Here is a 25,357-nt window from a genome sequence, read left to right on the forward strand (position 1 = left end):
TTTTTTTGCTTGATTAAAAGATTTTTCGAAAAAAAGGAATTTAACGAATTTTGTTGAAATATATAAAGTGAGATAAAAAAATATCATGAGGTGATTTTTATGTTTGCTAAAAACATTATGATTCCTAAACATCGTTGTATTGTGGTGAATGTGGATGATACCGTAGAAACAGCACTTAATCTTTTGGAAAATAGAGGAGTAGATTGTATTCCTGTTTTAAATGGAGATAAATATGCAGGAGTTATTACTCATTATCATATATATAAAAATTTCTTTGAATCCAATATTCCAAAAGAAGAATTCGTTTCATCAAAAAAGGTAAAAGATATTGCTACACATCAAGAAAAGTTTCTAAATGGAACAGAGATATTTGAAGAAACTCTTATTGATCTTAAAGATTTTCCTTTGTTAGCAGTGGTAGATGAACAAAATATTTTTCTAGGTGTTGTTACTCGTTTTGATGTATTAGAGCAGTTTCAAAGCGCCTTTGGAATGAAGAAACCAGGAGTTAGGATTGCCTTCAGTTCTGTTGAAGTGGAAGGAAGAATTTCGAGATTAGCTGATATTATCGGGCAGTATCATGAATCGGTTATTTCTTTAGTTACTTTTGATGAAACAGATAAACTAGTCCGCAGAATTGTATTGAAAATCGAAAAAAGAAATAATATAGATAAATTTGTAGGAAAACTAGAAAGCTCAGGATTTAGAATATTACATATTGTGGAAGATTAATTTACAATTATAATAAGCAGCAAAATATTACTAATAAAATCCTCTCTTGTTCGAGAGGATTTTATTAGTCTCCATACTATTTTATATCGCTAATGAGTATTATTTTTATATGATATGATGGCTCTATTGTCAAAATAATTTGGAGGTTATAATGATATTTTTATTGTTATTATTGCTTATTTTCGGTTTATTATTGTTTTTCTATATGCTTAGAGAAGCATTTTTAAATCGAGTAGTTCACCAAACTATTACTTTTCCAAATTTTCCGAGCGGATTCAACGATTTGAGAATTTTTTTTGTTTCAGATATTCATCGCCGTAAAATACATGAGTCCATCATAAATGATGCAAGAAATATGACTGATTTTGTTGTAATTGGTGGTGACATGCTTGAAAAAGGAGTGCCATTAAGCAGAGTAGAAAATAATCTGAAATTATTACTGGAATTAGGTCCGATTTATTTTGTGTGGGGAAATAACGATTATGAAATAAACGAATGTGACTTATTAAAGTTATTTGAACAGTATGATGTGGAAGTATTAAGAAATAGTTCCACCGTATTTAATGGAGAAAATGGAGACACCATAGCTTTATTAGGTATAGATGACATAGCGCTTGAGAAGGATAATTTAGATTTAGCATTAGAAAATATTCGTTCAGTAAATTTTAAAATATTGTTAAGTCACAATCCGAAAATTATCGAAAAAATGTCCGAAGGTGATAACATTTCACTCATTATGAGTGGTCATACTCATGGAGGTCAAATACAACTATTCGGTTATACCCCTTATAAAAAAGGCGGTATATATAAATTACTGTATTCCACATTGTTTATTAGTAATGGCTATGGAACAAGCATGCTCCCACTAAGATTTGGGGCAAAGCCGGAAACACATGTTATTACTTTAAAGAAGGGAAATTCTTAATAAGTTGGCTTAGAGAAATTTTGTCAGAATGTCATTTGTGCCTTATGAGACATTTAATTAAAAAGAACCATCTAACTCCCTTTTCATACTATGGTGATAAGAGCCAAAGTTCAGGGGGCGAAAGTAAATGAAGCTAGAACGGATATCGCAAAATAAGATTAAATACTCCATATCTTTTGAGGAATTAGTGAAAAAAGGTTTTCTGGAAGAAGGATTAGAATCTTTTATTTGGCATGATTTATTCGATGAAATGGTGGAAGTTGCAAAGGATGAATATCATTTTGACGTTACTGACTCGATTTCAATCGAAATTTTTTCTCTAAACCCTAAAGAAGTTGTTTTGATATTAACCATGGATGAAATTTCCGAATTAAAAGAAGAGGAAATTGAACATAAGGAGATTCAACGCAAAAATATCTATTTCTTTGAATCAATCGAAGATGTAATATTACTCTCATTATGTATTCATAATTTAAAGCTAAACGCCGCAAGCAAGCTTATCCAATTTGAAAATCAATATTACTTAATTATCGATTCAGAGAATTTGAAGTCATTTCGCTCAATTTGTGAAGAATATGGTACACACTCAAATCTTTCCTCTGAATTTTTGGAAGAGTATGGTATTCCAATTATAAATAATAATGCCTTGGAAATGATATCAACTTATTTTTCTGAGTAGTATGTTAGTGTAATAAGAGGAGGCTCATTAGTATGAACTTCCTTTTTTTTTGCAATTATTCTGTAATGACAGAATGATAGCGGTTACAAAAATATGAAAAGTATCATTTTTTATATTGCAATCAGGATTTAAAAGTGTATACTATGTCTGAAAGGCTGATACTTTTTATTACTGAGTGATCATAGGAGGTTAGCAATAATGGCAGCCGAGAAGGGTGCAGAACAGAAAGCATTAGAAGAAAAACATGATGTATTAAAATCTACACAAACAGTTATCCATGAAGCATTAGAGAAACTTGGATACCCTGAAGAAGTGTACGAATTGTTGAAAGAACCGATGAGAATGTTAACAGTTAAAATACCGGTTCGTATGGACGATGGTACTACTAAAATATTTACCGGATTTCGTGCACAGCATAATGATGCAGTTGGTCCTACCAAAGGTGGTATTCGCTTTCATCCAAATGTGACGGAAAATGAAGTGAAAGCACTGTCAATCTGGATGACTTTAAAATGCGGAATCGTAAATCTTCCTTATGGTGGAGGTAAGGGGGGGATTATTTGTGACCCTCGCGAGATGTCTTTCCGAGAACTTGAGGCATTAAGTCGTGGCTATGTCAGAGCAATAAGTCAAATTGTTGGTCCGACAAAAGATATCCCTGCACCAGATGTATTCACCAACTCTCAAATCATGGCTTGGATGATGGACGAGTATAGCCGAATTGATGAGTATAACTCTCCTGGCTTTATTACTGGGAAGCCGTTAGTACTTGGGGGATCACATGGTCGTGAATCTGCAACAGCTAAAGGGGTAACTATTTGTATCCATGAAGCTGCAAAGCGTAGAGGAATTAATCTAAAAGGCGCTCGTGTAGTCGTTCAAGGATTCGGTAATGCTGGTAGCTTTTTATCTAAATTCATGCACGATGAAGGTGCCAAGGTAATCGGTATTTCTGATGCATACGGTGCCCTATATGATCCAGATGGACTAGATATAGATTATTTACTAGATCGACGAGATAGTTTTGGTACAGTTACTAAGCTATTTGACAATACAATTTCGAATAAAGAATTACTTGAATTAGATTGTGATATTTTAGTTCCAGCTGCAATTGAAAATCAAATTACAGAGGAAAATGCACATAATATCCGTGCGCAAATTGTAGTGGAAGCTGCAAATGGACCAACTACACTTGAAGCTACAAGAATATTAACAGAGCGTGGAATACTTTTGGTTCCAGATGTACTAGCTTCTTCTGGAGGAGTTACAGTATCTTACTTTGAATGGGTTCAAAATAATCAAGGTTATTACTGGACGGAAGAAGAAATTGATGAAAAGCTTGAAAAGGTTTTAGTTAATTCTTTTGAAAACGTATATAATACAGCCCAAACAAGAAGAGTTGATATGAGACTCGCGGCATATATGGTTGGAGTACGAAAAGCAGCGGAAGCTTCTCGTTTTAGAGGTTGGATTTAATACTAGTGTAGACATTAATTCCTAATAAATTGTTCCTTTCGTATTTTAGTAAAAATTCTAAAAAAGGTAAAGTACTAGGGCATCTTTTCTTTGAAGGGATATCTATTCTGTTGCCTAAATGAGGAACTTATTGGTTTTAATTACAAAAGTAATAAAGATAAAGAAATGAGCCTTTAATGCCGGACTTATTTTATTTTTCTCTTTCCTGTTCAATTTCATTGCAAGAAAAATGGAAATCCCCTATCATGATGATAGGGGATTTATTTATTTCTAAAGCCCCATTATATAGGCAAGATTAAATTATTGTAAAAATAATTTCATTTTCCAAATTTAGTGTATTTATAGAGGTGAAAATATGCAACGAGAGGACTGCGTTATTGTAGGGGGAGGCCCATGTGGCTTGGCGGTGGCAATTGCATTACAAAATATCGGCATAACTCCCCTTATAATAGAAAAAGGCAATATAGTAAATTCCATCTATCATTACCCAACACATCAAACCTTTTTTAGTTCAAGTGAAAAGCTGGAAATTGGGGAAGTCCCTTTTATTACGGAAAACTTAAAACCAAAGCGGAATCAGGCTTTAACATATTATCGTGAAGTTGCGAAAAGAAAAGAAATCAGAGTGAATCGCTATGAAATGGTAAATAATGTAGAGAAGGAAAATAGTGAATTTGTCGTTACCACATCTAAAGAACAATATAAAACGTCCTATGTAGTTATTGCTACTGGCTATTATGATCATCCCAAATATATGAATATCCCAGGGGAAAATTTAGAGAAAGTTTTTCATTATTTTAAGGAAGCCCATCCTTTTTTCGATATGGATGTAACCGTAATTGGTGGAAAAAATTCTGCAGTAGATGCTGCTATTGAATTAAATAAGGCAGGTGCAAGGGTTACAGTGCTGTATCGGGGAAGCGAGTATTCCAAAAGTGTTAAACCGTGGATTTTGCCTGAGTTTGATGCACTTGTTCGAGACGGAGCGGTACAAATGGAGTTTAATGCAAATATAGTAGAAATCAAAGAGGATAGTCTAATCTTTGAAGTGAATGGAAACAAAAAGGAAATCTCAAATGATTTTGTCTTTGCAATGACTGGTTATCATCCCGACCATCTTTTTATTCAAAATATGGGTGTTAACATTGATATGGACTCAGGAAAACCAATTTTTGATGAAGAAACAATGGAAACAAATATCGAAGGGATTTTTATTGCAGGTGTAATAGCAGCTGGAAATAATGCGAATGAAATATTTATAGAAAATGGACGTTTTCACGGCGGTCTAATTGCAAATGCGATCAAAAACCGTGAAACCAAATAAAACTCCCGACGTCGGGAGTTTTATTATTTAATGATGAAATATTTCCTCAATCTCTTTTATATTTTGTGTATATGATAGTGTAATTAGAAGCTTAATTCTTGCTTTTTGACCATTAAGCCCATTTGAAAAGATGGCACCCATTTCTTTTAGTCTTTTTCCTCCGCCTTCATAGCCATAAACATCTTGGACAATTCCATTAAAACATCTGGAAACTAAAATAACAGGAATATTTTCATCTATTAATGCTTTAACACCTTCAACAGTTGCTGGAGGCAAATTTCCCTGTCCTAATGCCTCAATGACAACCCCGTCATATTTCATATCTTTGATGGCGAAAAAAAGAGAAGAGTCCATTCCTGCATGTGCTTTGATAAGCGCAATTCTCTTAGATATTGTTTTTATATTATAATTCTCTCTATCGGTAGGTTGATGATGAAAAATGATCCCTTGTTTTGCAACGATCCCAATAGGGCCATACTGCGGACTTTGAAAAGTGGAAACATTACTTGTATGGGTTTTTGTTACATTTTTAGCTGTATGAATTTCATCATTTAAAACGACTAAAACACCTTTCCCTTTTGCACCAGGACTTGCAGCGACACGAATCGATGAAATTAGGTTATACAAACCATCTGATCCAATTTCATTACTTGAGCGCATTGCTCCGGTAACGACAATTGGAAAATCAAATGGTACAGTCAAATCAAGAAAATAAGCAGTTTCCTCTAGAGTATCTGTTCCGTGGGTAATAACTACACCATCAATTTGATTTTTTTGATATTCCTCCGCAATTAATTCTTTTAAAAATAACATCTCTTTAGTTGTTATATGTGGTGAAGGAAGGTTAAATGGTTCTTTAATGATTAAATTGGCAAGATCTGAAAGAATTGCAGTTTGTGAAGTTAAAGGATTTCCCTCCCCAGGTTTTACTGCCCCGGTTTCTTGATCCTCAAACATGGATATTGTCCCGCCTGTATGAATAATTAATATGTTTTTTTTCATTCGTTATTCCTCCAAGGTTGTTTTCAAAGAATTTGTTGCTTTTCGTAAATTGATTTATATCCTTAATTACCTTAAGAGTGAGTATCTTTACTTAAAAAAGCTAACTAGACTTAATTAGAATAAAGAAAATAATAAGGTTTTCTTATCCAGAATCAACAATGTTTAAGAAAGAGCATCTCTTAAGATGTAATAAAAGATTAGATACATATTATTTTACTATAAAAGGTCATTAATCTTTTTGACAATATTATTTTCATACCTATATTAACATGATACGATTAAGAAAATATAAAGAAAAGAGGGCGTTACATGCTGGTGATTATATCAGCGGGTCTTGCACCAGGTCTTGCGCTGTTAAGTTATTTTTATTTGAAGGATCAATATGAACAAGAACCAATCTTGTTAGTGTTTAAGTCTTTTATGTATGGAGCAATTCTTACATTTCCAATTATGTTTATTCAACATGTCTTGACTAATGAAAACATGCTCCAAGGAAAATTAGGAAACGCATTTATAGCCACTTCTTTATTGGAAGAATTTTTCAAGTGGTTTATTTTATATTTTGCAATTTTTTTACATGGTGACTTTAATGAGCCTTACGATGGGATTGTATATGGAGTTAGTGTCTCACTTGGATTTGCGACAGTTGAAAATATACTTTCTCTGATTGGGAATGGTATTGAAGTTGCCTTTGGTCGTGCCTTACTTCCAGTTTCAAGCCATGCTTTGTTCGGTGTAGTCATGGGTTATTATCTTGGAAAAGGAAAATTTACAAGTGACAATAAGCATATGAAATGGATATTCTTATCTTTTTTTATTTCATTCCTTCTGCATGGTATTTATGATTTTATCCTTCTTTCTTTTAAAAACTGGATTTATTGTATGATACCTTTCATGCTTTTTCTTTGGTGGTATGGGTTAAAAAAGGTAAAGCAGGCGCGTCTATTAACGGAAAAATTTCATCATAAAGCAATTGAAAAATAGCTCTATATTTCCATGATTTATATTTTCTATGAATAAAATACCTCCTTCTTCAAAAACTAGTTATAATTCTACATCATTTTTTGGAGGGTTAGATTCATGAAGTACAGCACCTTACTAAAAGTCTTCTTCTTAGTAGGAACCATGTTTCTCTTGACTATTACGAATCAAAGTATCCCTATCAATGCCTTTTCAAATCAAGTAATACAACGGGGTGCTACAGGCGACGATGTCATTGAGTTACAGGCACGTTTGCAAAATATTGGTTATTACACTGGGAAAATTGATGGAGTATTTGGATGGGGGACTTATTGGGCGCTTAGAAATTTCCAACAAAAGTTTGGCCTTTCGGTTGATGGCTTAGCCGGCTCCACTACGAAGAATAAGCTAGTTTCAGCATCTCATTATAATCGGGCTTTTGTTATAGGGCAAATTAAAAAAGGGAATGATTTTACATATTATGGCGGTGTGGATATTAATAAACAAATAAAACCAAAATCTTCTACCGCAAAACAGAACTCTGCACCATCGAATAATACAAATAAATCAACAAATGTTACGGCATCGAACGTACCGAATGGCTATTCTCAAAATGATATTCGATTAATGTCCAATGCAGTGTACGGTGAATCAAGAGGGGAACCATATGAGGGACAAGTTGCTGTAGCAGCTGTTATTTTAAATCGCGTTGCAAGTTCATCCTTTCCTAATACTGTATCGGGAGTAATTTTTCAGCCTGGAGCCTTTACTGCCGTGGCAGATGGACAAATATGGTTAACACCAAATAAAACAGCAGAGAAAGCAGTAATGGATGCATTAAATGGCTGGGATCCAACAGGAAATGCTCTTTATTATTTTAATCCGGCAACAGCGACTAGTAAATGGATTTGGGGAAGACCGCAAATAAAGCAAATAGGTCAACATATTTTTTGCAAATAAGGGGTGATGAAAATTGATTAAAGGATTACTTATTACCGTTTTGTCACTCGGAGTAGTGGGGACTGCCGTATGGGGGTATCAAGAGCATCGTGAAAAAAATGCAATATTAATTAATGCAGAAAATAATTATCAACGTGCTTTCCATGATTTGGCGTACCAACTGGATTTATTACACGACAAGATTGGCACCACACTTGCCATGAACTCAAGAAAATCATTATCCCCAAGTTTGGCAGAAGTATGGAGATTGACTTCAGAAGCACACAGTAGTGTCGGGCAGTTACCACTAACATTACTTCCATTTAACAAAACAGATGAATTCTTATCTAAAATTGGTAGCTTTAGTTATCAAACATCCATTAGGGATTTGGATAAAAAACCATTAACAGATCAAGAATATGGTACATTAAAAAAACTATATAGTCAGAGTGGAAATATCCAAAATGAGCTTCGCAATGTCCAGCATCTTGTTTTAAAAAACAATTTAAGATGGATGGATGTTGAGCTAGCTTTAGCAACAGGTAAAGAGACATCAGACAATACCATTATAGATGGTTTTAAAACAGTAGAAAAAACAGCAAAAGGGTATGAAGAAGCAAATATGGATAATCCTTCTTTCGTGAGTTATAGCAAAAAGGATGAAGAATATAAACATATTAAAGGAAAAAAAATATCAAAGGCACAAGCTGGGAAAATAGCGAAAGGATATTTAAGTAATAAAGGCGAAAATGTAATAAAAATTACGAAAAGCAAAAAGGGAGCTAAATTTGTATTCTATAGTGTTATTTTAGAAGGAAATAATAATAATCGAGAAGAAATGGATATTACCCAAAAAGGCGGTTATCCAATTTGGTATATAAACAATCGCAGTATTGGAAAACAAAAAATAAGTTTAAATGATGGCGAGAAAAATGCGGCGAGTTTTTTGCAGAAGCATGATTTTAAAGATATGCAAATTTTTGAGAGCACACAATTTGATACGATTGGAGTATATTCCTTTGTTACAGTTCAAAAAGGGGTAAGGATTTATCCTGAAACGATAAAAATGAAAATAGCGCTTGATAATGGTCAGATTGTAGGTTTTACGTCTGAAGATTATTTGCAAAATCATTATCCCCGCAATATTCCTAAACCAACACTAAGCATGTCCGAAGCAAAAGGTTATATTAATCCGAAGGTAAAAATTATGGAAGACAGATTAGCCGTTATAGTCAATGACTTAAATAAAGAAGTCCTTTGTTATGAATTTCTAGGTACATTAGGAAAAGATACTTATCGAGTTTATATTAATGCCGATAATGGATTGGAAGAAAAAGTAGAGAAATTAAAAAATTCAGAACCAATGTATGAAAATGCTTTGTAAAGGAAAGCTAAAACAGCTTTTCTTTTTTTCTGTAATAATTTTATATTTATTGGTAAAATAGTTATAGTATTATGAAAAATAAAGGGGAAGGACAACTAATTAATGTTAAAAATAGGGACAACTTTAACACTTGAACCATTTGACAAGGACACTGATGAACAATTTAAATGTAAGATTGCTGATATTGAAGGAGACCGTATCTATATCGATTATCCTATTAATTTAAAAACAAATCGAACTACATTTTTAGTAAATTCTATGTCTTTTGTCGCCGTCTTTATTTCAGAAAATAATATTGCTTACAAATTTAAAACTCAGGTAATAGGAAAAATAAAAAAAAGGATCCCTTTAATTATTCTTCATTTTCCTGGTAATGATCAATTAATAAAGATCCAACGAAGACAATTTGTACGTGTGGAAACTGCTGTAGATGCATCTCTTTCATTTCCAAAATCTAATCTACAAATACCGACTGTTACAGATGATATTAGCGCTGGAGGGTGTGCAGTGCAACTTCCAATGAACATTAACATCAGCTCACATGAAGAAGGGAAAGGTTTATTTGTTCTTCCTTTACAATCTGGCCATATTTATCTAAGCTTAGCTTTTTCTGTTATTCGTGTGTGGGAAAAAGATGATAAGAAAATTGCTTCAATAAATTTCATAGATATAAGTCCTAAAGAAAAACAATTACTATTGAGGTTTTGTTTTGAAAAGCAATTAGATCATAAGAAAAAAGGGTTATTATCTTAATTGCGAAAAAGATAGTATAATTTCATTTTTGTTACCCAATAATGTAGCAAATGAGTTTTGATTATTGGGGTGTATAGAATGAAAATGCTGGAACGATGGTTGATAAAATTAGCTATTTTCCATTTTCTATTACTATTATTTTTCCAATTCATATTTCAACACTTTCAAGGAATGAAAGACCTACAAAGAATCACGTTTTATGAAGGTGTCAATAATAAAAATGAAACACCGATTATTGATACATGGAAAAAGCAATAAAAAAGACAGAAACCATTGCTGTCTTTTTTCTATTTTTTTGTGTTAATATAAGAAAAGCAGAAGCGCCTTGCACATCGGCGTACGGATTTCGTAGTCTTTGACTTATCGTAGGGAGAAGACGTAGAAATCCGCTAGCCGATAGGCGCTGGAGTTAGACAGGTAAAAAAAGATAATTACATAGGATAGGATTAGTAGGTGAATATTCATGGGAAAAATTAGAATAGCAATTGATGGTCCGGCAGCTGCTGGAAAAAGTACCGTAGCTAAAATTGTCGCAGAAAAGCTGTCATATATTTATATTGACACAGGTGCGATGTATCGATCTTTAACATACAAAGCCATCAAAAATCAAGTTGATCTAAATAATGAAGCTGCATTAGCTGATCTATTATTTAATACAAATATAAAGTTAGAAGCAAGTGCGAATGGTCAATTAGTTTTTGTTGATGGAATGGATGTTACCAATCAAATTAGGGAAGCCTCTGTAACCAATTCTGTATCCTTAGTCTCTAAATATCGTTCTGTCCGTGAGGAAATGGTTACTCGTCAAAAAGAATTTGCAAAAGATGGCGGTATTGTAATGGACGGGAGAGATATAGGTACACACGTAATTCCTGATGCAGAGTTGAAAATATTTCTATTAGCAAGTGTGGAAGAACGTGCAGAAAGAAGACACACTGAAAATATATCAAAGGGATTTCCTTCCGATATACATCAGCTTAAAGAAGAAATTGAATTGAGGGACAAATTAGATTCCGAACGAGAAGTTGCACCATTGCGTAAAGCAGAAGATGCAATCGAATTAGACACTACTTCTTTAACTATTGAGGAAGTGACAGATAAAATCATGCATCTTGTCCATGAAAGGATTGGATTGTCTTGACATTATATACATTTGCAAAAAATTTTGTAAATGCAATTTTCAAACCTCTTTATCGAATTCAAATAATTGGTCTTGAAACATTTCCAAAAGAGGGTGGTGTCTTATTATGTACGAACCATATACATAATTTTGACCCTCCTGTTGTTGGGATTACCTGCCCGCGCGACGTTGTATTTATGGCAAAAGAGGAATTGTTCAAGACACCAATAATTGGCCCAGTAGTAGCTAATTTAAATGCATTTCCAGTTAAAAGAGGAATGAGTGACCGCGAAGCACTTCGAAAAGGACTAGCGGCTTTAAAAGAAAATAAAGTGTTAGGTTTATTTCCTGAAGGACATCGTAGTAAAACAGGTGAGCTTGGAAAAGGACTTTCAGGTGCAGGATTCTTTGCTTTAAGGTCAGATGCGCATGTTGTCCCTTGTGCAATTATTGGACCATATAGACCTTTTAAGAAGCTGAAAGTTATATACGGAGAACCTATTGAAATGGGTTCTTTTAGAGAAAAAAAAGTTAGCGCCGATGAGGTTACAGATACGATTATGAATAATATTCGCACCCTAATAGAAAAACATCGTTAAGCGATTACTTTACTTGACAAATTATAATATTTGTAAGAAGTTAGTAGAGAGAATATCTTTTTGAATTATTAGATATTAGAGTGATGACAAATAAAATCATTCTGTTTTCACTGAATCCTTGGCACTTTTAATTTTTTTATACTAATTAATGTGATAAGATTCAGCAGTTCGATTAAGGAGGAGTACATATGACAGAGGATATGAATCAAGTAGAAGTCAGAACTTTTTCAGAGAATGATAAAGTTAAAGGAACTGTAACCAAGATTGAAGAAAAGCAAGTTCTAGTTTCAATTGTTGGGAGTAAACTTGATGGTATTATTCCAATAAGCGAACTTTCAAGTTTGCATGTTGAACATGCGTCAGATGTAGTAAATGTAGGGGACGATCTAGATTTAATCGTAACAAAGGTAGAAGAAGATGCTCTTGTTGTATCAAAACGGAAGGTCGATGCTGAAAAAGCTTGGGAAGAAATGAGACGACGTTTTGAAAGCGGAGAAGTTTTTGATGCTATTGTAAATGATGTTGTTAAAGGTGGTCTCGTAATAGATCTCGGTGTTAGGGGATTTGTTCCAGCATCATTAGTAGAAGATCACTATGTTGACGATTTCACGGATTATAAAGGCAAAACAATTTCTTTTAAAATTGTGGAGTTAGATCAAGAAAAAAATCGTCTTATCCTTTCTCACCGTGCTGTAATTGAATCGGAAAAAGAGCAGAAAAAGAAACAAGTTTTAAAGAATATTAGTGTTGGCCAAATTTTGGAAGGCAATGTCCAACGAATTACCAATTTCGGGGCATTTGTTGATATTGGTGGGGTAGATGGATTAGTTCATATTTCTCAACTTTCACACAAACATGTGTCCTTGCCTACAGAGGTTGTTAAAGAAGGAGAAAAAGTCCAAGTAAAAGTTCTTTCGGTTGATTTAGATAATGAACGTATTTCATTATCAATTAAAGAAACACAGCCAGGACCTTGGTCTAGAATAGAAGAGATCGCAGCAGTGGATTCCGTTCTTACGGGAATTGTGAAGCGAATTGTTTCTTTTGGTGCCTTTGTTGAGGTATTTCCAGGTGTAGAAGGTCTTGTTCATATTTCGCAAATCTCTCATAAACATATTGGAACTCCACATGAGTTATTAAAAGAAGGGCAGCAAGTAAAGGTAAAAGTTCTAGATGTCAATGAAAAAGAACAACGGCTGTCATTGAGTATGAAGGAATTAGAAGAAAAAGACTCAGATAATCATATAGATTACGAATTACCTGAAGAAACAAAAGGATTTCAGTTAGGCGAAATGATCGGAGACAAATTAAAGGATTTAAAAAAATAATTTTAAGTCAAAAGGGTTCATATTTTGAATATGAGCCCTTTTGACTTTTATATTCTTATTTACATAACTTGAGATTAGATCCATGTTTTGGATTCATATAGATTACCCATTTTGTCTTTTCTTTGATTCATCAGAGCTTTCCAATTTTGTTGCGCCATCATAATGGAGATCTTGATTTCGGTCAGATTCTACTCTTCTGCTCTTCTTTAACTTCTTCTCCTGTCTGTCCTTACCCATTCTAACACCTCCTTTAAATAAATTGAAAAGGATCAACGGAAATTTCGAAAGTTAATAAAAAATCTCCGAACTATTAATCCTCTTATAATTAAAGGATATCTCTATAAATATTTGCTATACACGATTAGATTTTTTAAATTTTCCTATAATGAATAATAAATAGAGATTGGAGGTATTATAGTGTCTGGTTCAATATTTATAGGTTTTTGGTGGGGGGCATGGATTGTCGCCACTTTTCTTATGGATAAGCATAATAAAATTCGTTTTCCTTTAGGACTTATATCACTAGTCTTATTAATTGTATATCCTTATAAAATTTATATTGCGCCATTAAATATTCAATTACCAGCTATTATTCTTCTTATTATCGGATATGTTTATAGTGGTTATTTATCAATGACAAAAAAATTATTTATGATGTTAGCAGTAATTATTATGATTACTGGATATTCCGGTTTTTTATTTATGATTCTTTATGATCCTGTATGGGCTATTATCGATTATCATATTATGTCAGCTATAATTATTTTTTTTATTGCACAAATACTATTTCCGAAAAATTTATATTCTCATCTTGTCTGTTCTATTTTAGGTTCCGTTCAAGGTGAAGTGATATATGGTGTCGTATTATCTAAATGGGGATTTTCCTACAATGCATGTTCTGGTGATTACTTGGATACTTGTGCAATTTATTTTTTTATGGCATTAACTTGGTTTTTTATACAGCATATATCATCCAATTTGTCTATGAAAAATTCCATTGGAAAGCAAAAGCATGGATAAAATTTATCATTTTGCATGAAAAGAAAATAAACTTTCATTGATTGCGAAACATATTATTGTTAAACTATTAAAGCTAATGCCTTTCGATTCATCATGTAAACAACAGTTGATTAGACCATTGTAACTTGAGGTCAATCACATATTATACATATTCACATTTTGATATGTAGAATGTGAAATATTCTCCTTTGTATAAAAAATAATTTGTATATGAATGTTGGATAGAAATTGAATTAGAAACATATGACAATAGATGAAAGGGTGATTGAAGTGACAAAACCAGTTGTCGCTATTGTAGGTCGTCCAAATGTTGGAAAATCAACCATTTTTAATCGTATAGTCGGAGAACGTATTTCGATTGTTGAGGATATTCCTGGTGTTACTAGAGATCGTATTTATAGCTCTGGGGATTGGTTAACGCATGATTTTAATATTATTGATACTGGCGGGATAGATATTGGTGATGAACCATTTTTAGAACAAATTCGGGCGCAAGCTGAAATTGCCATTGATGAAGCTGATGTGATTATTTTTATTGTAAGTGGTCGTGAAGGTGTAACAGCAGCGGATGAAATGGTGTCCAAAATCTTATATCGTTCACGAAAACCAGTTGTATTGGGTGTAAATAAGATAGATAATCCTGAAATGAGAGATCAAGTTTATGATTTTTATGCACTTGGCTTTGGAGAACCTTTTCCTATTTCAGGTGCCCATGGTATTGGTTTAGGAGATTTGTTAGATGAAGTTGCAAAACATTTTCCTACCCGTGATGAGGAAACATATGATGAGGATGTCATTAAATTTAGTTTTATTGGTCGTCCAAATGTCGGGAAATCGTCACTTGTAAACGCGATTTTAGGAGAAGATCGTGTTATTGTGAGTGATATAGAAGGTACAACTCGTGATGCAATAGATTCCACTTATACATATGAAGAGCAGGAATACGTTATTATTGACACTGCTGGTATGAGAAAAAAAGGGAAAGTTTACGAGAGTACAGAAAAATATAGTGTGCTGCGTGCGTTAAGAGCTATTGAACGTTCAGATGTCGTCTGTGTCGTTATAAATGGGGAAGAAGGAATAAGAGAACAAGATAAACGCATTGCTGGATATGCCCATGAAGCTGGAAGAGCTATCGTTATTGTAGTCAACAAATGGGATGCTGTAGAAAAAGACGAAAAAACAATGAAGAAATTTGAAGAAACAATAAGAGAGCATTTTCTCTTCTTAAGCTACGCACCAATCGTTTTCCTATCTGCTAAAACAAAAAAGCGAGTATATTCACTATTACCTGTCATTAAAAGAGTAAGTGAAAATCACGCACTAAGGGTACAATCTAGCATCTTGAATGAAGTTATTATGGATGCAGTTGCAATGAATCCGACACCTACCGATAAAGGACAAAGGCTGCGGATATATTATGCCACTCAGGTTGCTGTAAAACCGCCAACCTTTGTTGTCTTTGTAAATAATCCGGAGTTGATGCATTTCTCATACGAGAGATTTTTAGAGAATAGAATTCGTGATGCATTTGATTTTGAAGGAACACCGATTCGTATCTTGTCAAGGCAAAGAAAATAAAACTTAAGCAGGTGATACCATGTCAAATATAAAAGAAAGAGTTGCTGTTATTGGTGCAGGGAGTTGGGGAACAGCACTAGCGATTGTATTGGCTGATAATGGTCATGAAGTTCGATTATGGGGACACAAACAAGAACAAATCGATGAGATAAATAGTAATCATACAAATGAGAAATACTTACCTAACTTAAATCTTCCAGAATCAATTGTTGGAATTAGTTCTTTGTCTGATGTATTAAAAGATATAGAAATGGTCATTCTTGCTGTTCCTACAAAGGCTATTAGGGAAGTGCTGAGTAAAATCCGTGATTTTCAAAATACTCCGTTGACTATCGTTCATGTTAGTAAAGGAATTGAACCTGATACGTTATTAAGAATTTCAGAAATGATTCAGCAGGAATTACCTTCTTCTATACTAAAAGAAGTTGTTATCCTTTCAGGGCCGAGTCATGCGGAGGAAGTTAGTCTACGACATCCAACAACCGTAACGGTATCATCAGAAAACATGGAAGCTGCAAATATGGTACAGGATCTATTCATGAATCAACATTTTCGTGTCTATACAAACCCAGATGTGATCGGAGTGGAAATCGGTGGTGCATTAAAGAATATCATTGCACTTGCTGCTGGAATTTCTGATGGGTTAGGTTATGGAGATAATGCAAAGGCAGCATTAATTACAAGAGGTTTAACGGAAATTGCGCGCCTTGGTACGAAAATAGGAGCAAACCCTTTAACCTTTTTAGGGTTATCTGGTATTGGTGACTTAATTGTTACTTGTACAAGTGTCCATTCAAGAAATTGGCGAGCAGGAAATATGCTTGGAAAAGGCAAAAATCTAGCAGAAGTTTTAGAAAGTATGGGGATGGTTGTAGAGGGTGTAAGGACTACAAAAGCTGCCTATCAACTTTCTGAAAAGTATGATGTGAAAATGCCTATAACGGAAGCTTTATATGGAGTTCTATTTAATGATAATAATCCAAAGGAAGCGGTTGATCAATTAATGGGGCGACTAAAAACCCATGAAATGGAAGATTTAACTAGTGGACTAGAAATGTAGTAACTTTTTAATTGGTTATAAGTTTCATTAAGCTATGATACTTTGGAGACATTTTTAAATTTAAAATTGTTAATACATTGTAGAAGGCAAGAAGTTTTATCATATGGGCATTCGAGGATGCCAACAAGTACTTTTTAGCATAAAATGCTATGAAGTAATTAGCTTTAAACCTAAGGTATGGGTATAAGTCTATTTTATTACTGAAGTTAGGTAACGCTCCCTTACTTCAGTTTTTTTTATTTTTCTTTAATACATTTCAATATCTTGACAAAGTCATTTCATTTCAATATTTATTGCTTATGATATAATATGGAACGAGTATTCTTTCCTATTTTACTTAATTTTTTTATAAAGGTGGTTTGATGGATGTCACTATCCATGCTTAAAATGTGGATCTCTATTGCTGCAATGGGAATTATGGCAATAGCAATGGTAACCATATATGTAAGTAGATATAAAATGAAATCAAAGGCTTTTAAATTTATTACTGCATTAGTAGCATACATATGTTTAGTAGTTGGTGGATTAATGATGTTTTACGTTGTGTTAAGCGGCCCGACAGACTGATAACCACTATTATTCGATAGGTTTTTATTTTTTTATTTTGATTGGTTATTGACCAAGAAAGGATGGCCAATAGGTTTGAAAAAAATAGTACTTAGTCTTATTTTAATTATTTCCATTTCATTATTAAGCGGCTGTTTATATCCACAAGATAAGCTAGCAAAAAATCAAGTCCCTTATGATGACCAAATCCAAACTGTACAAACTGCTGTCGAAAAGTTTCAAAAAGACAATGATGGCATTCTTCCAATTAAAACAGAGGAAAAAAGTGCTTCTATTTATGAAAAGTATCCGGTAGATTTTAATAAATTAATTCAGAATAGATATATGTCCGAGCCGCCTGGTAACTCATATGAAAATGGCGGGATCTTTCAATATGTTATTATCGACGCTGAAACAAAACCAACAGTTAAAATATTCGATTTGCGAATAGCGGAAAAAATAAGAGAAATTCGAATTCGAATAACTGCACAAGGTTATCCGCCATTTGGCAAACAAGTTGCTTATAATGTCTATACAATTAACTTCAAGAAATTAGGGTATAAAGATGAACAATATGCTATATCTCCATACACTAATAACAATCTTCCTTTTGTAATCGATGGAAAAGGGAATATTTTTGTTGATTATCGAATGGATTTATTTCAGGCGCTTAAAAAAAATCATACTTCTATCAAACAAGGGGATGACATAAGGTCGATATTAACAAAAAAATCATCCTTTGTACCTGCATACTCTCTATCCTATACGATAAACAAAAAAAATGAGCCAGTCTTTTTGACAAAATAGTCATAACCCTTTCTCAGGCAATATATATTGTAGAGGAAGGGTTTTTATTTATTATAAGAGGTTGTTCAAAAAGCAAAAGGAAACGAATGTCGAAAAACAGTGTTCCAAAAGTCTCTTTCTTTCCTCATGAGATAAATATTGTTTTGAATCTTTTTGAACACTTATTATAATTAATTCTCTAAAAAATTTCTCTTTATAGTCATAACATAATAGGACAACATCATACACATATAATGTCCAATCATATTTAACGGATGTAATGTCCCGGTAACTTAATGTGGGGAGGGAATCTCTTGGAAAAGGTAGATATTTTTAAAGATATCGCTGAAAGAACTGGTGGAGACATTTACTTAGGAGTGGTGGGAGCAGTTCGTACTGGTAAGTCTACATTTATTAAAAAATTTATGGAGTTAGTTGTTTTACCTAACATTTCAAACGAAGCCGACAGAAATAGAGCACAAGATGAATTGCCACAAAGTGCGGCAGGAAAGACGATCATGACAACTGAACCGAAATTTGTCCCCAACCAAGCTGTTTCGGTACATGTCGGAGAAGGTCTTGATGTAAATATTCGTCTTGTTGACTGTGTAGGATATACGGTACCAGGTGCAAAGGGATATGAAGATGAAAATGGTCCACGAATGATTCATACACCTTGGTATGAGGAACCAATATCCTTTCATGAAGCGGCTGAAATCGGAACGAGAAAAGTCATTCAGGAGCATTCAGTTATAGGTGTAGTTATTACAACTGATGGATCAATTGGCGAAATTCCACGTTACGATTATGTGGACGCAGAGGAAAGAGTGATTGCCGAATTAAAAGAAGTCGGAAAACCATTTATCATGGTGATTAACTCAGCAAGGCCACACCACCCAGAAACGGAATCACTTAGATTGTCGCTAGCTGAGAAATATGATATTCCAGTGGTGGCAATGTCAGTGGAGAGCATGCGTGAAGGAGATGTTTTAAATGTCCTTCGAGAAGCATTGTACGAATTCCCTGTTCTAGAAGTGAACGTGAATCTTCCGAGTTGGGTAATGGTTTTAAATGAAAATCATTGGTTAAGAGAAAATTATCAAGAAGCGGTTAAAGAAACCGTAAAGGATATTAAGCGGCTCCGTGATGTAGATCGTGTCGTTCAATATTTCAATGAGTATGATTTTATTGAAAATGCAGGATTAGCGGGAATTGAAATGGGTCAAGGTGTAGCAGAAATTGACTTATTTGCTCCGGATGAATTATATGATCAAGTATTGAAGGAAATTGTTGGTGTAGAAATTCGCGGTAAAGATCATTTGCTTGAATTAATGCAGGACTTTGCCCATGCAAAAACCGAATATGATCAAATTTCCGATGCTTTGAAAATGGTAAAACAAACAGGATATGGAATTGCATCTCCATCATTATCGGATATGAGTCTAGATGAACCGGAAATCATTCGGCAAGGTTCAAGATTTGGGGTACGTCTAAAGGCTGTAGCACCATCCATCCATATGATAAAAGTAGATGTGGAATCTGAATTTGCTCCGATTATTGGAACGGAAAAGCAAAGCGAGGAACTTGTAAGGTATTTAATGCAGGACTTTGAGGATGATCCTCTTTCTATCTGGAATTCTGATATCTTCGGTCGTAACTTAAGTTCTATAGTTCGTGAAGGAATTCATGCGAAAATTTCACTAATGCCAGAGAATGCTCGCTATAAATTAAAAGAAACATTAGAAAGAATCATTAATGAGGGTTCCGGTGGGCTAATAGCCATCATTTTATAACTTCAAATTTGTGGTCAGGTTAAAAAAACCTGGCCTTTTTCACGCATTTTATGAAAAGTTTCCCATCAAATCAATATTTATTCTTGCTAAGCTAATTTTAATATGATAATCTTTTATCAGAATTGTTGTTGCTACAGGAATCAACAACGTTCATTACGGTTTTTTCAAAATAAATGTATAGAAACCGTTTAATTTGTTTACAAATGTAATATTTAACAAAAAAATGTTCCTTTTTGGGAGGAGGTGAATGGCATGAACAAAACAGAACTAATCAATGCTGTTGCTGAAAGCACAGAATTATCAAAAAAAGATGCGACAAAAGCTGTTGATGCTATTTTCGATACTATTCAAAATGCATTAGCAAGTGGCGATAAAGTACAACTAATCGGATTCGGTAACTTCGAAGTTCGTGAACGTGCGGCTCGTAAAGGACGTAACCCACAAACTGGTGAAGAAATCGAAATCGCAGCTAGTAAAGTACCTGCATTCAAACCAGGTAAAGCGCTTAAAGACGCTGTTAAATAAGTACATAATGAACTTTGAGCGTTTGTTAAAAAGGACTGCATTTTGCAGTCCTTTTTATATGTGAAAAATAGATTATTGATCGATATGCTTGAACAACCCTTAGATGTGATGATTAACAGTGATAAAAGAGCTGGTCTGCCAACAACTACATATCTGTTCCAAGATGGGTAGAACTTGACAGTTTTAATTTCTCATCTTTTCTCTAAAACGTTCAAAGATTCGTGGTATTTTGTATTTTGCTGACCGAGATTTGTGTGCTAAGATTAAACAGTTATCATATTTTATTGTTTCAAAGAATTGAAAAGTAGATCATTTCATTAAAGGCTCTCTTTTTTTTAATCTTTGTCGTTTTTATAATCGTGAATCTCGTAAATTTTTTTCATTCAGCAATAGAATAGGTAATCCTATGATGAAAAGTAACACCGAAATTAAATTTTAGTAGCAATTTGAACAAAGTACGAATTGCAACAGCTTAAATTAAGCTTTAGAATTTTAACAATTTAAACGAAACCATCTTCATTAACATATATAAAGGAGAGTAAGCAATGGATGAGGCAAGCTTAAAAAAGGTTGAACAAGGTGTTCGCATGATTTTAGAGGCCATTGGTGAAAATCCGCAACGTGAAGGTTTAGTGGATACTCCAACACGAGTAGCAAAAATGTATGAAGAAATTTTCTTTGGACTCAAAGAGGATCCAAGTGAATACTTTGATATACTTTACAATGAGCAACATGATGAACTAGTTCTAGTAAAAGACATCTCTTTCTTTTCTATGTGTGAACATCATCTAATTCCTTTTTATGGAAAGGCGCATATTGCATATTTTCCACAAAATGGTCAAGTTGCTGGATTAAGCAAATTAGCCCGTGTTGTTGAATCGCTTGCAAGTAGACCGCAACTTCAAGAACGTATTACTGTTACTCTCGCAGATGTCTTAATGGAGAAGCTTAGTCCAGCAGGAGTTTTGGTAATGCTCGAAGCAGAACATATGTGCATGACAATGCGTGGAATAAAAAAACCTGGAACGAAAGCAATAACTACTGCTGCCAGAGGGATTTTTAAATCAAACAATACTGTAAGGTCAGAAGTTCTTTCCTTAATGAAGGATTAATATTTTTAAAAAGATTGGAGGGTGAAAGATGCCATCAGTGAATGGAAATAATGATTATATTGTCATAAAGGCAATGGATGATGGGGTAAGTGTTATAGGGTTAACTAGAGGAACTGACACTAGATTTCACCATACAGAAAAATTAGATAATGGTGAAGTGATGATTGCTCAGTTTACTGAACACACGTCAGCGATAAAGATCAGGGGAAATGCTAAAATATTTACAAGTATTGCCGAACTTAATAGTGAATCAGGAACAAGAAAAATATAACGGAACGACCGAAATTAGTGAATTAAATCACAAATACTTAGAGTAAAAATAATTTTTATGTTATAATATATTTTGTTCTATTTTCTAAGACTCTTTTCTTAAATTTTGTTTTTTTTATATATGAAATTCTAGGTAACAACGTTATTTGGGTTAAAAATGAATAAATTTGGTAAGAAAAGATACCCCGTAACCTGTCCGACTTAGGATTTATAATATATGATGAAAAGCAATGTTTATTGCGAATACGGCGTTTCTAGAAGAATAGATATTTATCCAGGAATGAAATGGGGATTAAGGGTTATGTCATTGCAGGAATCATTAAAGCTAGTGGCTTCTATTAAAGAGATTATCCAACAAAAGATTACACATCATTATTTAAATAAATATATAGAAGTTCCATTTATTGATGAAGATCGCATTATACTTTTATTAAATAGTATGATGGATCAAAAAATTTCAAAGAATGAAATGGAAAAGCTTGTCGCTAGTGCTATGCTCATTCAAATCGCCCTTGATACCCATGAAAAAGTTACAAACTATGGTGAGGATTTAAAACAACGACAACTGTTGGTATTATCCGGGGATTATTATAGCGGACTATACTATAAAATTTTAGCGGAAATAGACAATATTCCTTTGATAAAAGTGTTAGCAGAAGGAATAAAAACCGTTAATGAATATAAAATTGCACTTTATCGAAATGAAGCTACAGATATTGATACATATATGAATAACCTGAAGTATGCAGAAACGACGATTGTAACTAAATTTTGTGCATATTTTGGAAGTAGTAATCTAATGCCAATAGTAGAAGAGTATTTGTTCTTAAATCGGCTTTTAAAAGAAAATACAATGGTAGATAATTGTATTTCATCTTCGTTATTTGATGCGCTTGTCAAATGTTTATTCCCCACAAAGCAAGTGCCATTTCTACAATTAGCACCTGAAAAGAAAAGAATGATCACAGATGCTTGTGATAAATACATAACTATTTCAAAAAAACGATTAATAGGATACTTAAATGAGCTAAATACTCCTAATCTTTTACTTGACCAAAGAATAAAACTGCTGATAATGGAACGTCAAACAGCCTCAAATATATATCTGGAAGAAGGGTAAACCATGTCTACAAAGGAAGAACGTGTCCATACCGTATTTGAAAAGATCTATCATAACTACGATAAAATGAATTCGATCATTAGCTTTCAGCAACATTTGAAATGGCGTAGTAATACGATGAAAAAAATGAATGTCGCAGAAGGTGCGAAAGCCCTTGATGTTTGCTGCGGAACAGCGGATTGGACGATAGCATTAGCTAATGCAGTTGGCCCTAGTGGAAAGGTATATGGACTTGACTTCAGCAAAAATATGCTAAAAATAGGTCAAGAAAAGGTTTCTGGAATACCACAAATAGAATTAATACATGGCAATGCAATGGAACTACCATTTGACGATAATACATTTGACTATGTGACAATAGGTTTTGGTCTTAGAAACGTCCCAGACTATATGCATGTATTGAAAGAAATGTATCGTGTCGTAAAACCTGGTGGCATGGCAGTCTGCCTCGAGACCTCACAACCGACCAGTCCCGTCTTTAAACAAGGATACTATATTTATTTTCGCTATATTATGCCAATTTTAGGTAAGTTACTAGCGAAAAGTTATTCTGAGTACTCATGGTTACAGGAATCAGCCAGGGATTTTCCAGGGATGAAGGAATTAGCAGTAATGTTTGAAAAAGCAGGATTTCAAAATATACAGTATAAGCCATACAATGGAGGTGTGGCTGCATCGCATATAGGGTATAAAGAAAGACAATAAGCTGGGTGGATATAATATGAAATTACAAATGATGTATTCGGTCTTAAAAACGGATATAGACTTAATTGAAAAAGAGCTGCATACTGCTATTACCTCTAATTCAGATCTTATACAAAGTGCGTCACTCAATTTGATTCAAGCTGGCGGTAAAAGGTTGCGACCTATCTTTGTATTACTAGCTGCTAAATTTGGAAAATATGACATTCAGGCAGTTAAGAATGTTGCGGTTGCTTTGGAGTTAATTCATATGGCATCGCTCGTTCACGACGATGTAATTGATGATGCAGAACTCCGGCGTGGTAAACTAACAGTTAAAGCAAAATGGGATAACCGAATTGCAATGTATACAGGAGATTTTATTTTAGCTTGCTCGCTTGAATATATGACTAGAATCAAAAATGCCGAGGCTCACCGAATATTGGCGAATACGATTGCAGAAGTATGTTTTGGTGAAATTGAACAAATTAAAGATAAATATAGGTTTAATCAAAATTTAAGAGATTATTTAAGAAGAATCAAAAGAAAAACAGCATTATTAATTGCGATAAGCTGCCAATTAGGAGCAATTGTTTCCGGTGCGAATGAGGAAATACATAAAAAACTATATCAATTCGGATACTATGTAGGAATGTCTTATCAGATTACTGATGATATTCTTGACTTTACTGGTACGGAAAAGATGCTTGGTAAGCCTGCTGGTGATGACCTGCTTCAAGGAAATATTACGCTTCCTGCATTGTATGCGATGGATGATGCAATTGCAAAAAATAAGATTCAAATGGTCCATGAAAATATGAGTAAAGAAGATATGAAAGAAATAATTGCTGTGATAAAGGAAACTGGCGCAATTGAAAAAGCCCACCAGCTTAGCAGGCGGTATTTGCAAAAAGCAATGTCCATTATTAATGAACTGCCTGAAAATAGAACAAAGAAATCTTTAGTCGAAATTGCTAATTTCGTTGGAAAACGTAAATATTAATTTTTTTCGATCTAAAGTTTATGTTGTCTACCTTTATTAGAAATTTAATAATTTTTAATGGGCTTATAGACATTTGGAAAGCGTTATCAAGTTGATATTGTCAAAATTCGTAATTAATGTTACTATTTTCATTGGTTGTTTACCCGTATCAACCAAGATACATAACTAGGAGTGGTAATAATGGAAAAAACATTTTTAATGGTAAAACCAGATGGAGTACAAAGACAATTAATCGGTGAAATTGTATCCCGTTTTGAGAAAAAAGGCTTTCATCTAGTTGGAGCAAAACTAATGAAAGTTTCAACTGAACTAGCAGAACAACATTATGGCGAACATAAAGAACGACCTTTTTTTGGAGAGTTAGTTGATTTTATTACTTCCAGCCCAGTATTTGCAATGGTTTGGGAAGGTGAAAATGTCATTGCCACAGCTCGTCAAATGATGGGTGCTACAAATCCAAAGGATGCACAACCTGGAACAATTCGCGGTGATTTTGGTGTAACAGTTGGCAAAAACATTATCCATGGTTCTGATTCTCCTGAAAGTGCTGAAAGAGAAATTGCATTATTCTTTAAGCAAGAAGAATTGGTAGAGTATACAAAATTAATAAACAATTGGATTTATTAATTTGATTTGGAT

At 33.7% G+C, this 25,357-nt stretch carries 28 protein-coding genes; 26 read left to right on the forward strand and 2 right to left on the reverse strand.

Going from position 1 to position 25,357, the window contains the following annotated elements; all coding sequences use genetic code 11:
* Positions 1-99: 99 nt before the first annotated feature.
* The 5 genes from AC3WJF_RS05950 to AC3WJF_RS05970 all read left to right on the forward strand — a co-directional run bounded on the left by AC3WJF_RS05950 (position 100) and on the right by AC3WJF_RS05970 (position 5,136).
* On the forward strand, positions 100-732 hold the full coding sequence (locus AC3WJF_RS05950) for a CBS domain-containing protein (protein WP_492450250.1): 633 nt from the start codon (positions 100-102) through the stop codon (positions 730-732).
* Positions 733-883: 151 nt separating this feature from the next.
* Positions 884-1,657, forward strand: a complete 774-nt coding sequence (locus AC3WJF_RS05955) for a metallophosphoesterase (RefSeq protein ID WP_492450252.1) — start codon at positions 884-886, stop codon at positions 1,655-1,657.
* A gap of 127 nt (positions 1,658-1,784) precedes the next feature.
* Complete coding sequence (locus tag AC3WJF_RS05960) at positions 1,785-2,336, forward strand: adaptor protein MecA (RefSeq protein WP_492450254.1); 552 nt, start codon at positions 1,785-1,787, stop codon at positions 2,334-2,336.
* A gap of 198 nt (positions 2,337-2,534) precedes the next feature.
* Positions 2,535-3,812: a Glu/Leu/Phe/Val family dehydrogenase gene (locus tag AC3WJF_RS05965; RefSeq protein WP_492450256.1), complete on the forward strand. Its 1,278-nt coding sequence runs from the start codon at positions 2,535-2,537 to the stop codon at positions 3,810-3,812.
* A gap of 355 nt (positions 3,813-4,167) precedes the next feature.
* Positions 4,168-5,136 carry a YpdA family putative bacillithiol disulfide reductase gene (locus AC3WJF_RS05970; protein WP_492450258.1) on the forward strand — a complete coding sequence of 323 codons (969 nt, stop codon included), beginning with the start codon at positions 4,168-4,170 and terminating at the stop codon, positions 5,134-5,136.
* A gap of 27 nt (positions 5,137-5,163) precedes the next feature.
* Here the strand turns inward: AC3WJF_RS05970 and AC3WJF_RS05975 are convergent, their stop codons facing one another.
* Complete coding sequence (locus AC3WJF_RS05975) at positions 5,164-6,138, reverse strand: asparaginase (protein WP_492450260.1); 975 nt, start codon at positions 6,136-6,138, stop codon at positions 5,164-5,166.
* Positions 6,139-6,447: 309 nt separating this feature from the next.
* Here AC3WJF_RS05975 and prsW point away from each other — a divergent pair, with 309 nt between their 5' ends.
* From prsW to rpsA, 8 genes are all read left to right on the forward strand, one after another.
* Complete coding sequence (gene prsW / locus AC3WJF_RS05980) at positions 6,448-7,122, forward strand: glutamic-type intramembrane protease PrsW (RefSeq protein WP_492450262.1); 675 nt, start codon at positions 6,448-6,450, stop codon at positions 7,120-7,122.
* Positions 7,123-7,263: 141 nt separating this feature from the next.
* Entirely contained in the window at positions 7,264-8,058 is a 795-nt protein-coding gene (gene sleB, locus AC3WJF_RS05985; protein WP_492450312.1) for a spore cortex-lytic enzyme, read from the forward strand.
* A 13-nt stretch (positions 8,059-8,071) separates the two neighbouring features.
* Positions 8,072-9,421: a germination protein YpeB gene (gene ypeB / locus AC3WJF_RS05990; RefSeq protein ID WP_492450264.1), complete on the forward strand. Its 1,350-nt coding sequence runs from the start codon at positions 8,072-8,074 to the stop codon at positions 9,419-9,421.
* A gap of 102 nt (positions 9,422-9,523) precedes the next feature.
* Entirely contained in the window at positions 9,524-10,174 is a 651-nt protein-coding gene (locus tag AC3WJF_RS05995; protein WP_492450266.1) for a flagellar brake protein, read from the forward strand.
* 78 nt (positions 10,175-10,252) lie between these two features.
* Positions 10,253-10,432 (forward strand): DUF5359 family protein, encoded by a 180-nt coding sequence (locus AC3WJF_RS06000; protein WP_492450268.1) that lies wholly within the window; start codon positions 10,253-10,255, stop codon positions 10,430-10,432.
* A 205-nt stretch (positions 10,433-10,637) separates the two neighbouring features.
* Complete coding sequence (gene cmk / locus AC3WJF_RS06005) at positions 10,638-11,315, forward strand: (d)CMP kinase (RefSeq protein ID WP_492450270.1); 678 nt, start codon at positions 10,638-10,640, stop codon at positions 11,313-11,315.
* On the forward strand, positions 11,312-11,893 hold the full coding sequence (locus tag AC3WJF_RS06010) for a lysophospholipid acyltransferase family protein (RefSeq protein WP_492450272.1): 582 nt from the start codon (positions 11,312-11,314) through the stop codon (positions 11,891-11,893). The genes cmk and AC3WJF_RS06010 overlap by 4 nt, the downstream gene beginning before the upstream one ends.
* Before the next feature lie 188 nt (positions 11,894-12,081).
* Entirely contained in the window at positions 12,082-13,221 is a 1,140-nt protein-coding gene (gene rpsA / locus AC3WJF_RS06015) for a 30S ribosomal protein S1 (protein ID WP_492450274.1), read from the forward strand.
* 102 nt (positions 13,222-13,323) lie between these two features.
* On the opposite strand, the gene AC3WJF_RS06020 is transcribed toward rpsA, so the two are convergent.
* The gene (locus AC3WJF_RS06020) at positions 13,324-13,458 is read right to left on the reverse strand and encodes a YpzI family protein (protein ID WP_492450276.1); all 135 of its coding nucleotides are present in this window, start codon (positions 13,456-13,458) and stop codon (positions 13,324-13,326) included.
* A 180-nt stretch (positions 13,459-13,638) separates the two neighbouring features.
* Between AC3WJF_RS06020 and AC3WJF_RS06025 the strand changes: the two genes are divergently transcribed.
* From AC3WJF_RS06025 to ndk, 13 genes are all read left to right on the forward strand, one after another.
* The gene (locus AC3WJF_RS06025) at positions 13,639-14,241 is read left to right on the forward strand and encodes a YphA family membrane protein (RefSeq protein ID WP_492450278.1); all 603 of its coding nucleotides are present in this window, start codon (positions 13,639-13,641) and stop codon (positions 14,239-14,241) included.
* Between the two features lie 270 nt (positions 14,242-14,511).
* Complete coding sequence (gene der, locus AC3WJF_RS06030; RefSeq protein ID WP_492450314.1) at positions 14,512-15,822, forward strand: ribosome biogenesis GTPase Der; 1,311 nt, start codon at positions 14,512-14,514, stop codon at positions 15,820-15,822.
* A gap of 19 nt (positions 15,823-15,841) precedes the next feature.
* Positions 15,842-16,882 (forward strand): NAD(P)H-dependent glycerol-3-phosphate dehydrogenase, encoded by a 1,041-nt coding sequence (locus AC3WJF_RS06035; protein ID WP_492450280.1) that lies wholly within the window; start codon positions 15,842-15,844, stop codon positions 16,880-16,882.
* Positions 16,883-17,248: 366 nt separating this feature from the next.
* A complete protein-coding gene (locus AC3WJF_RS06040; RefSeq protein ID WP_492450282.1) occupies positions 17,249-17,449 on the forward strand; it encodes a DUF2768 domain-containing protein in 201 nt (66 codons plus the stop codon).
* Between the two features lie 75 nt (positions 17,450-17,524).
* Positions 17,525-18,235 carry a YphF family lipoprotein gene (locus AC3WJF_RS06045; RefSeq protein ID WP_492450284.1) on the forward strand — a complete coding sequence of 237 codons (711 nt, stop codon included), beginning with the start codon at positions 17,525-17,527 and terminating at the stop codon, positions 18,233-18,235.
* A 293-nt stretch (positions 18,236-18,528) separates the two neighbouring features.
* A complete protein-coding gene (spoIVA, locus tag AC3WJF_RS06050; RefSeq protein WP_492450286.1) occupies positions 18,529-20,007 on the forward strand; it encodes a stage IV sporulation protein A in 1,479 nt (492 codons plus the stop codon).
* Between the two features lie 252 nt (positions 20,008-20,259).
* Positions 20,260-20,532 (forward strand): HU family DNA-binding protein, encoded by a 273-nt coding sequence (locus AC3WJF_RS06055; RefSeq protein WP_492450316.1) that lies wholly within the window; start codon positions 20,260-20,262, stop codon positions 20,530-20,532.
* A gap of 545 nt (positions 20,533-21,077) precedes the next feature.
* Complete coding sequence (gene folE, locus AC3WJF_RS06060; protein WP_492450288.1) at positions 21,078-21,644, forward strand: GTP cyclohydrolase I FolE; 567 nt, start codon at positions 21,078-21,080, stop codon at positions 21,642-21,644.
* A gap of 28 nt (positions 21,645-21,672) precedes the next feature.
* On the forward strand, positions 21,673-21,915 hold the full coding sequence (gene mtrB / locus AC3WJF_RS06065) for a trp RNA-binding attenuation protein MtrB (protein WP_492450290.1): 243 nt from the start codon (positions 21,673-21,675) through the stop codon (positions 21,913-21,915).
* 216 nt (positions 21,916-22,131) lie between these two features.
* On the forward strand, positions 22,132-23,034 hold the full coding sequence (locus AC3WJF_RS06070; RefSeq protein ID WP_492450292.1) for a heptaprenyl diphosphate synthase component 1: 903 nt from the start codon (positions 22,132-22,134) through the stop codon (positions 23,032-23,034).
* 3 nt (positions 23,035-23,037) lie between these two features.
* A complete protein-coding gene (locus AC3WJF_RS06075; protein ID WP_492450294.1) occupies positions 23,038-23,739 on the forward strand; it encodes a demethylmenaquinone methyltransferase in 702 nt (233 codons plus the stop codon).
* A gap of 16 nt (positions 23,740-23,755) precedes the next feature.
* Positions 23,756-24,718 (forward strand): heptaprenyl diphosphate synthase component II, encoded by a 963-nt coding sequence (hepT, locus tag AC3WJF_RS06080; protein ID WP_492450296.1) that lies wholly within the window; start codon positions 23,756-23,758, stop codon positions 24,716-24,718.
* A gap of 180 nt (positions 24,719-24,898) precedes the next feature.
* On the forward strand, positions 24,899-25,345 hold the full coding sequence (gene ndk, locus AC3WJF_RS06085) for a nucleoside-diphosphate kinase (protein WP_492450298.1): 447 nt from the start codon (positions 24,899-24,901) through the stop codon (positions 25,343-25,345).
* The last annotated feature ends 12 nt before the right edge of the window (positions 25,346-25,357 follow it).

Source organism: Heyndrickxia sp. FW510-T9, assembly GCF_058781025.1.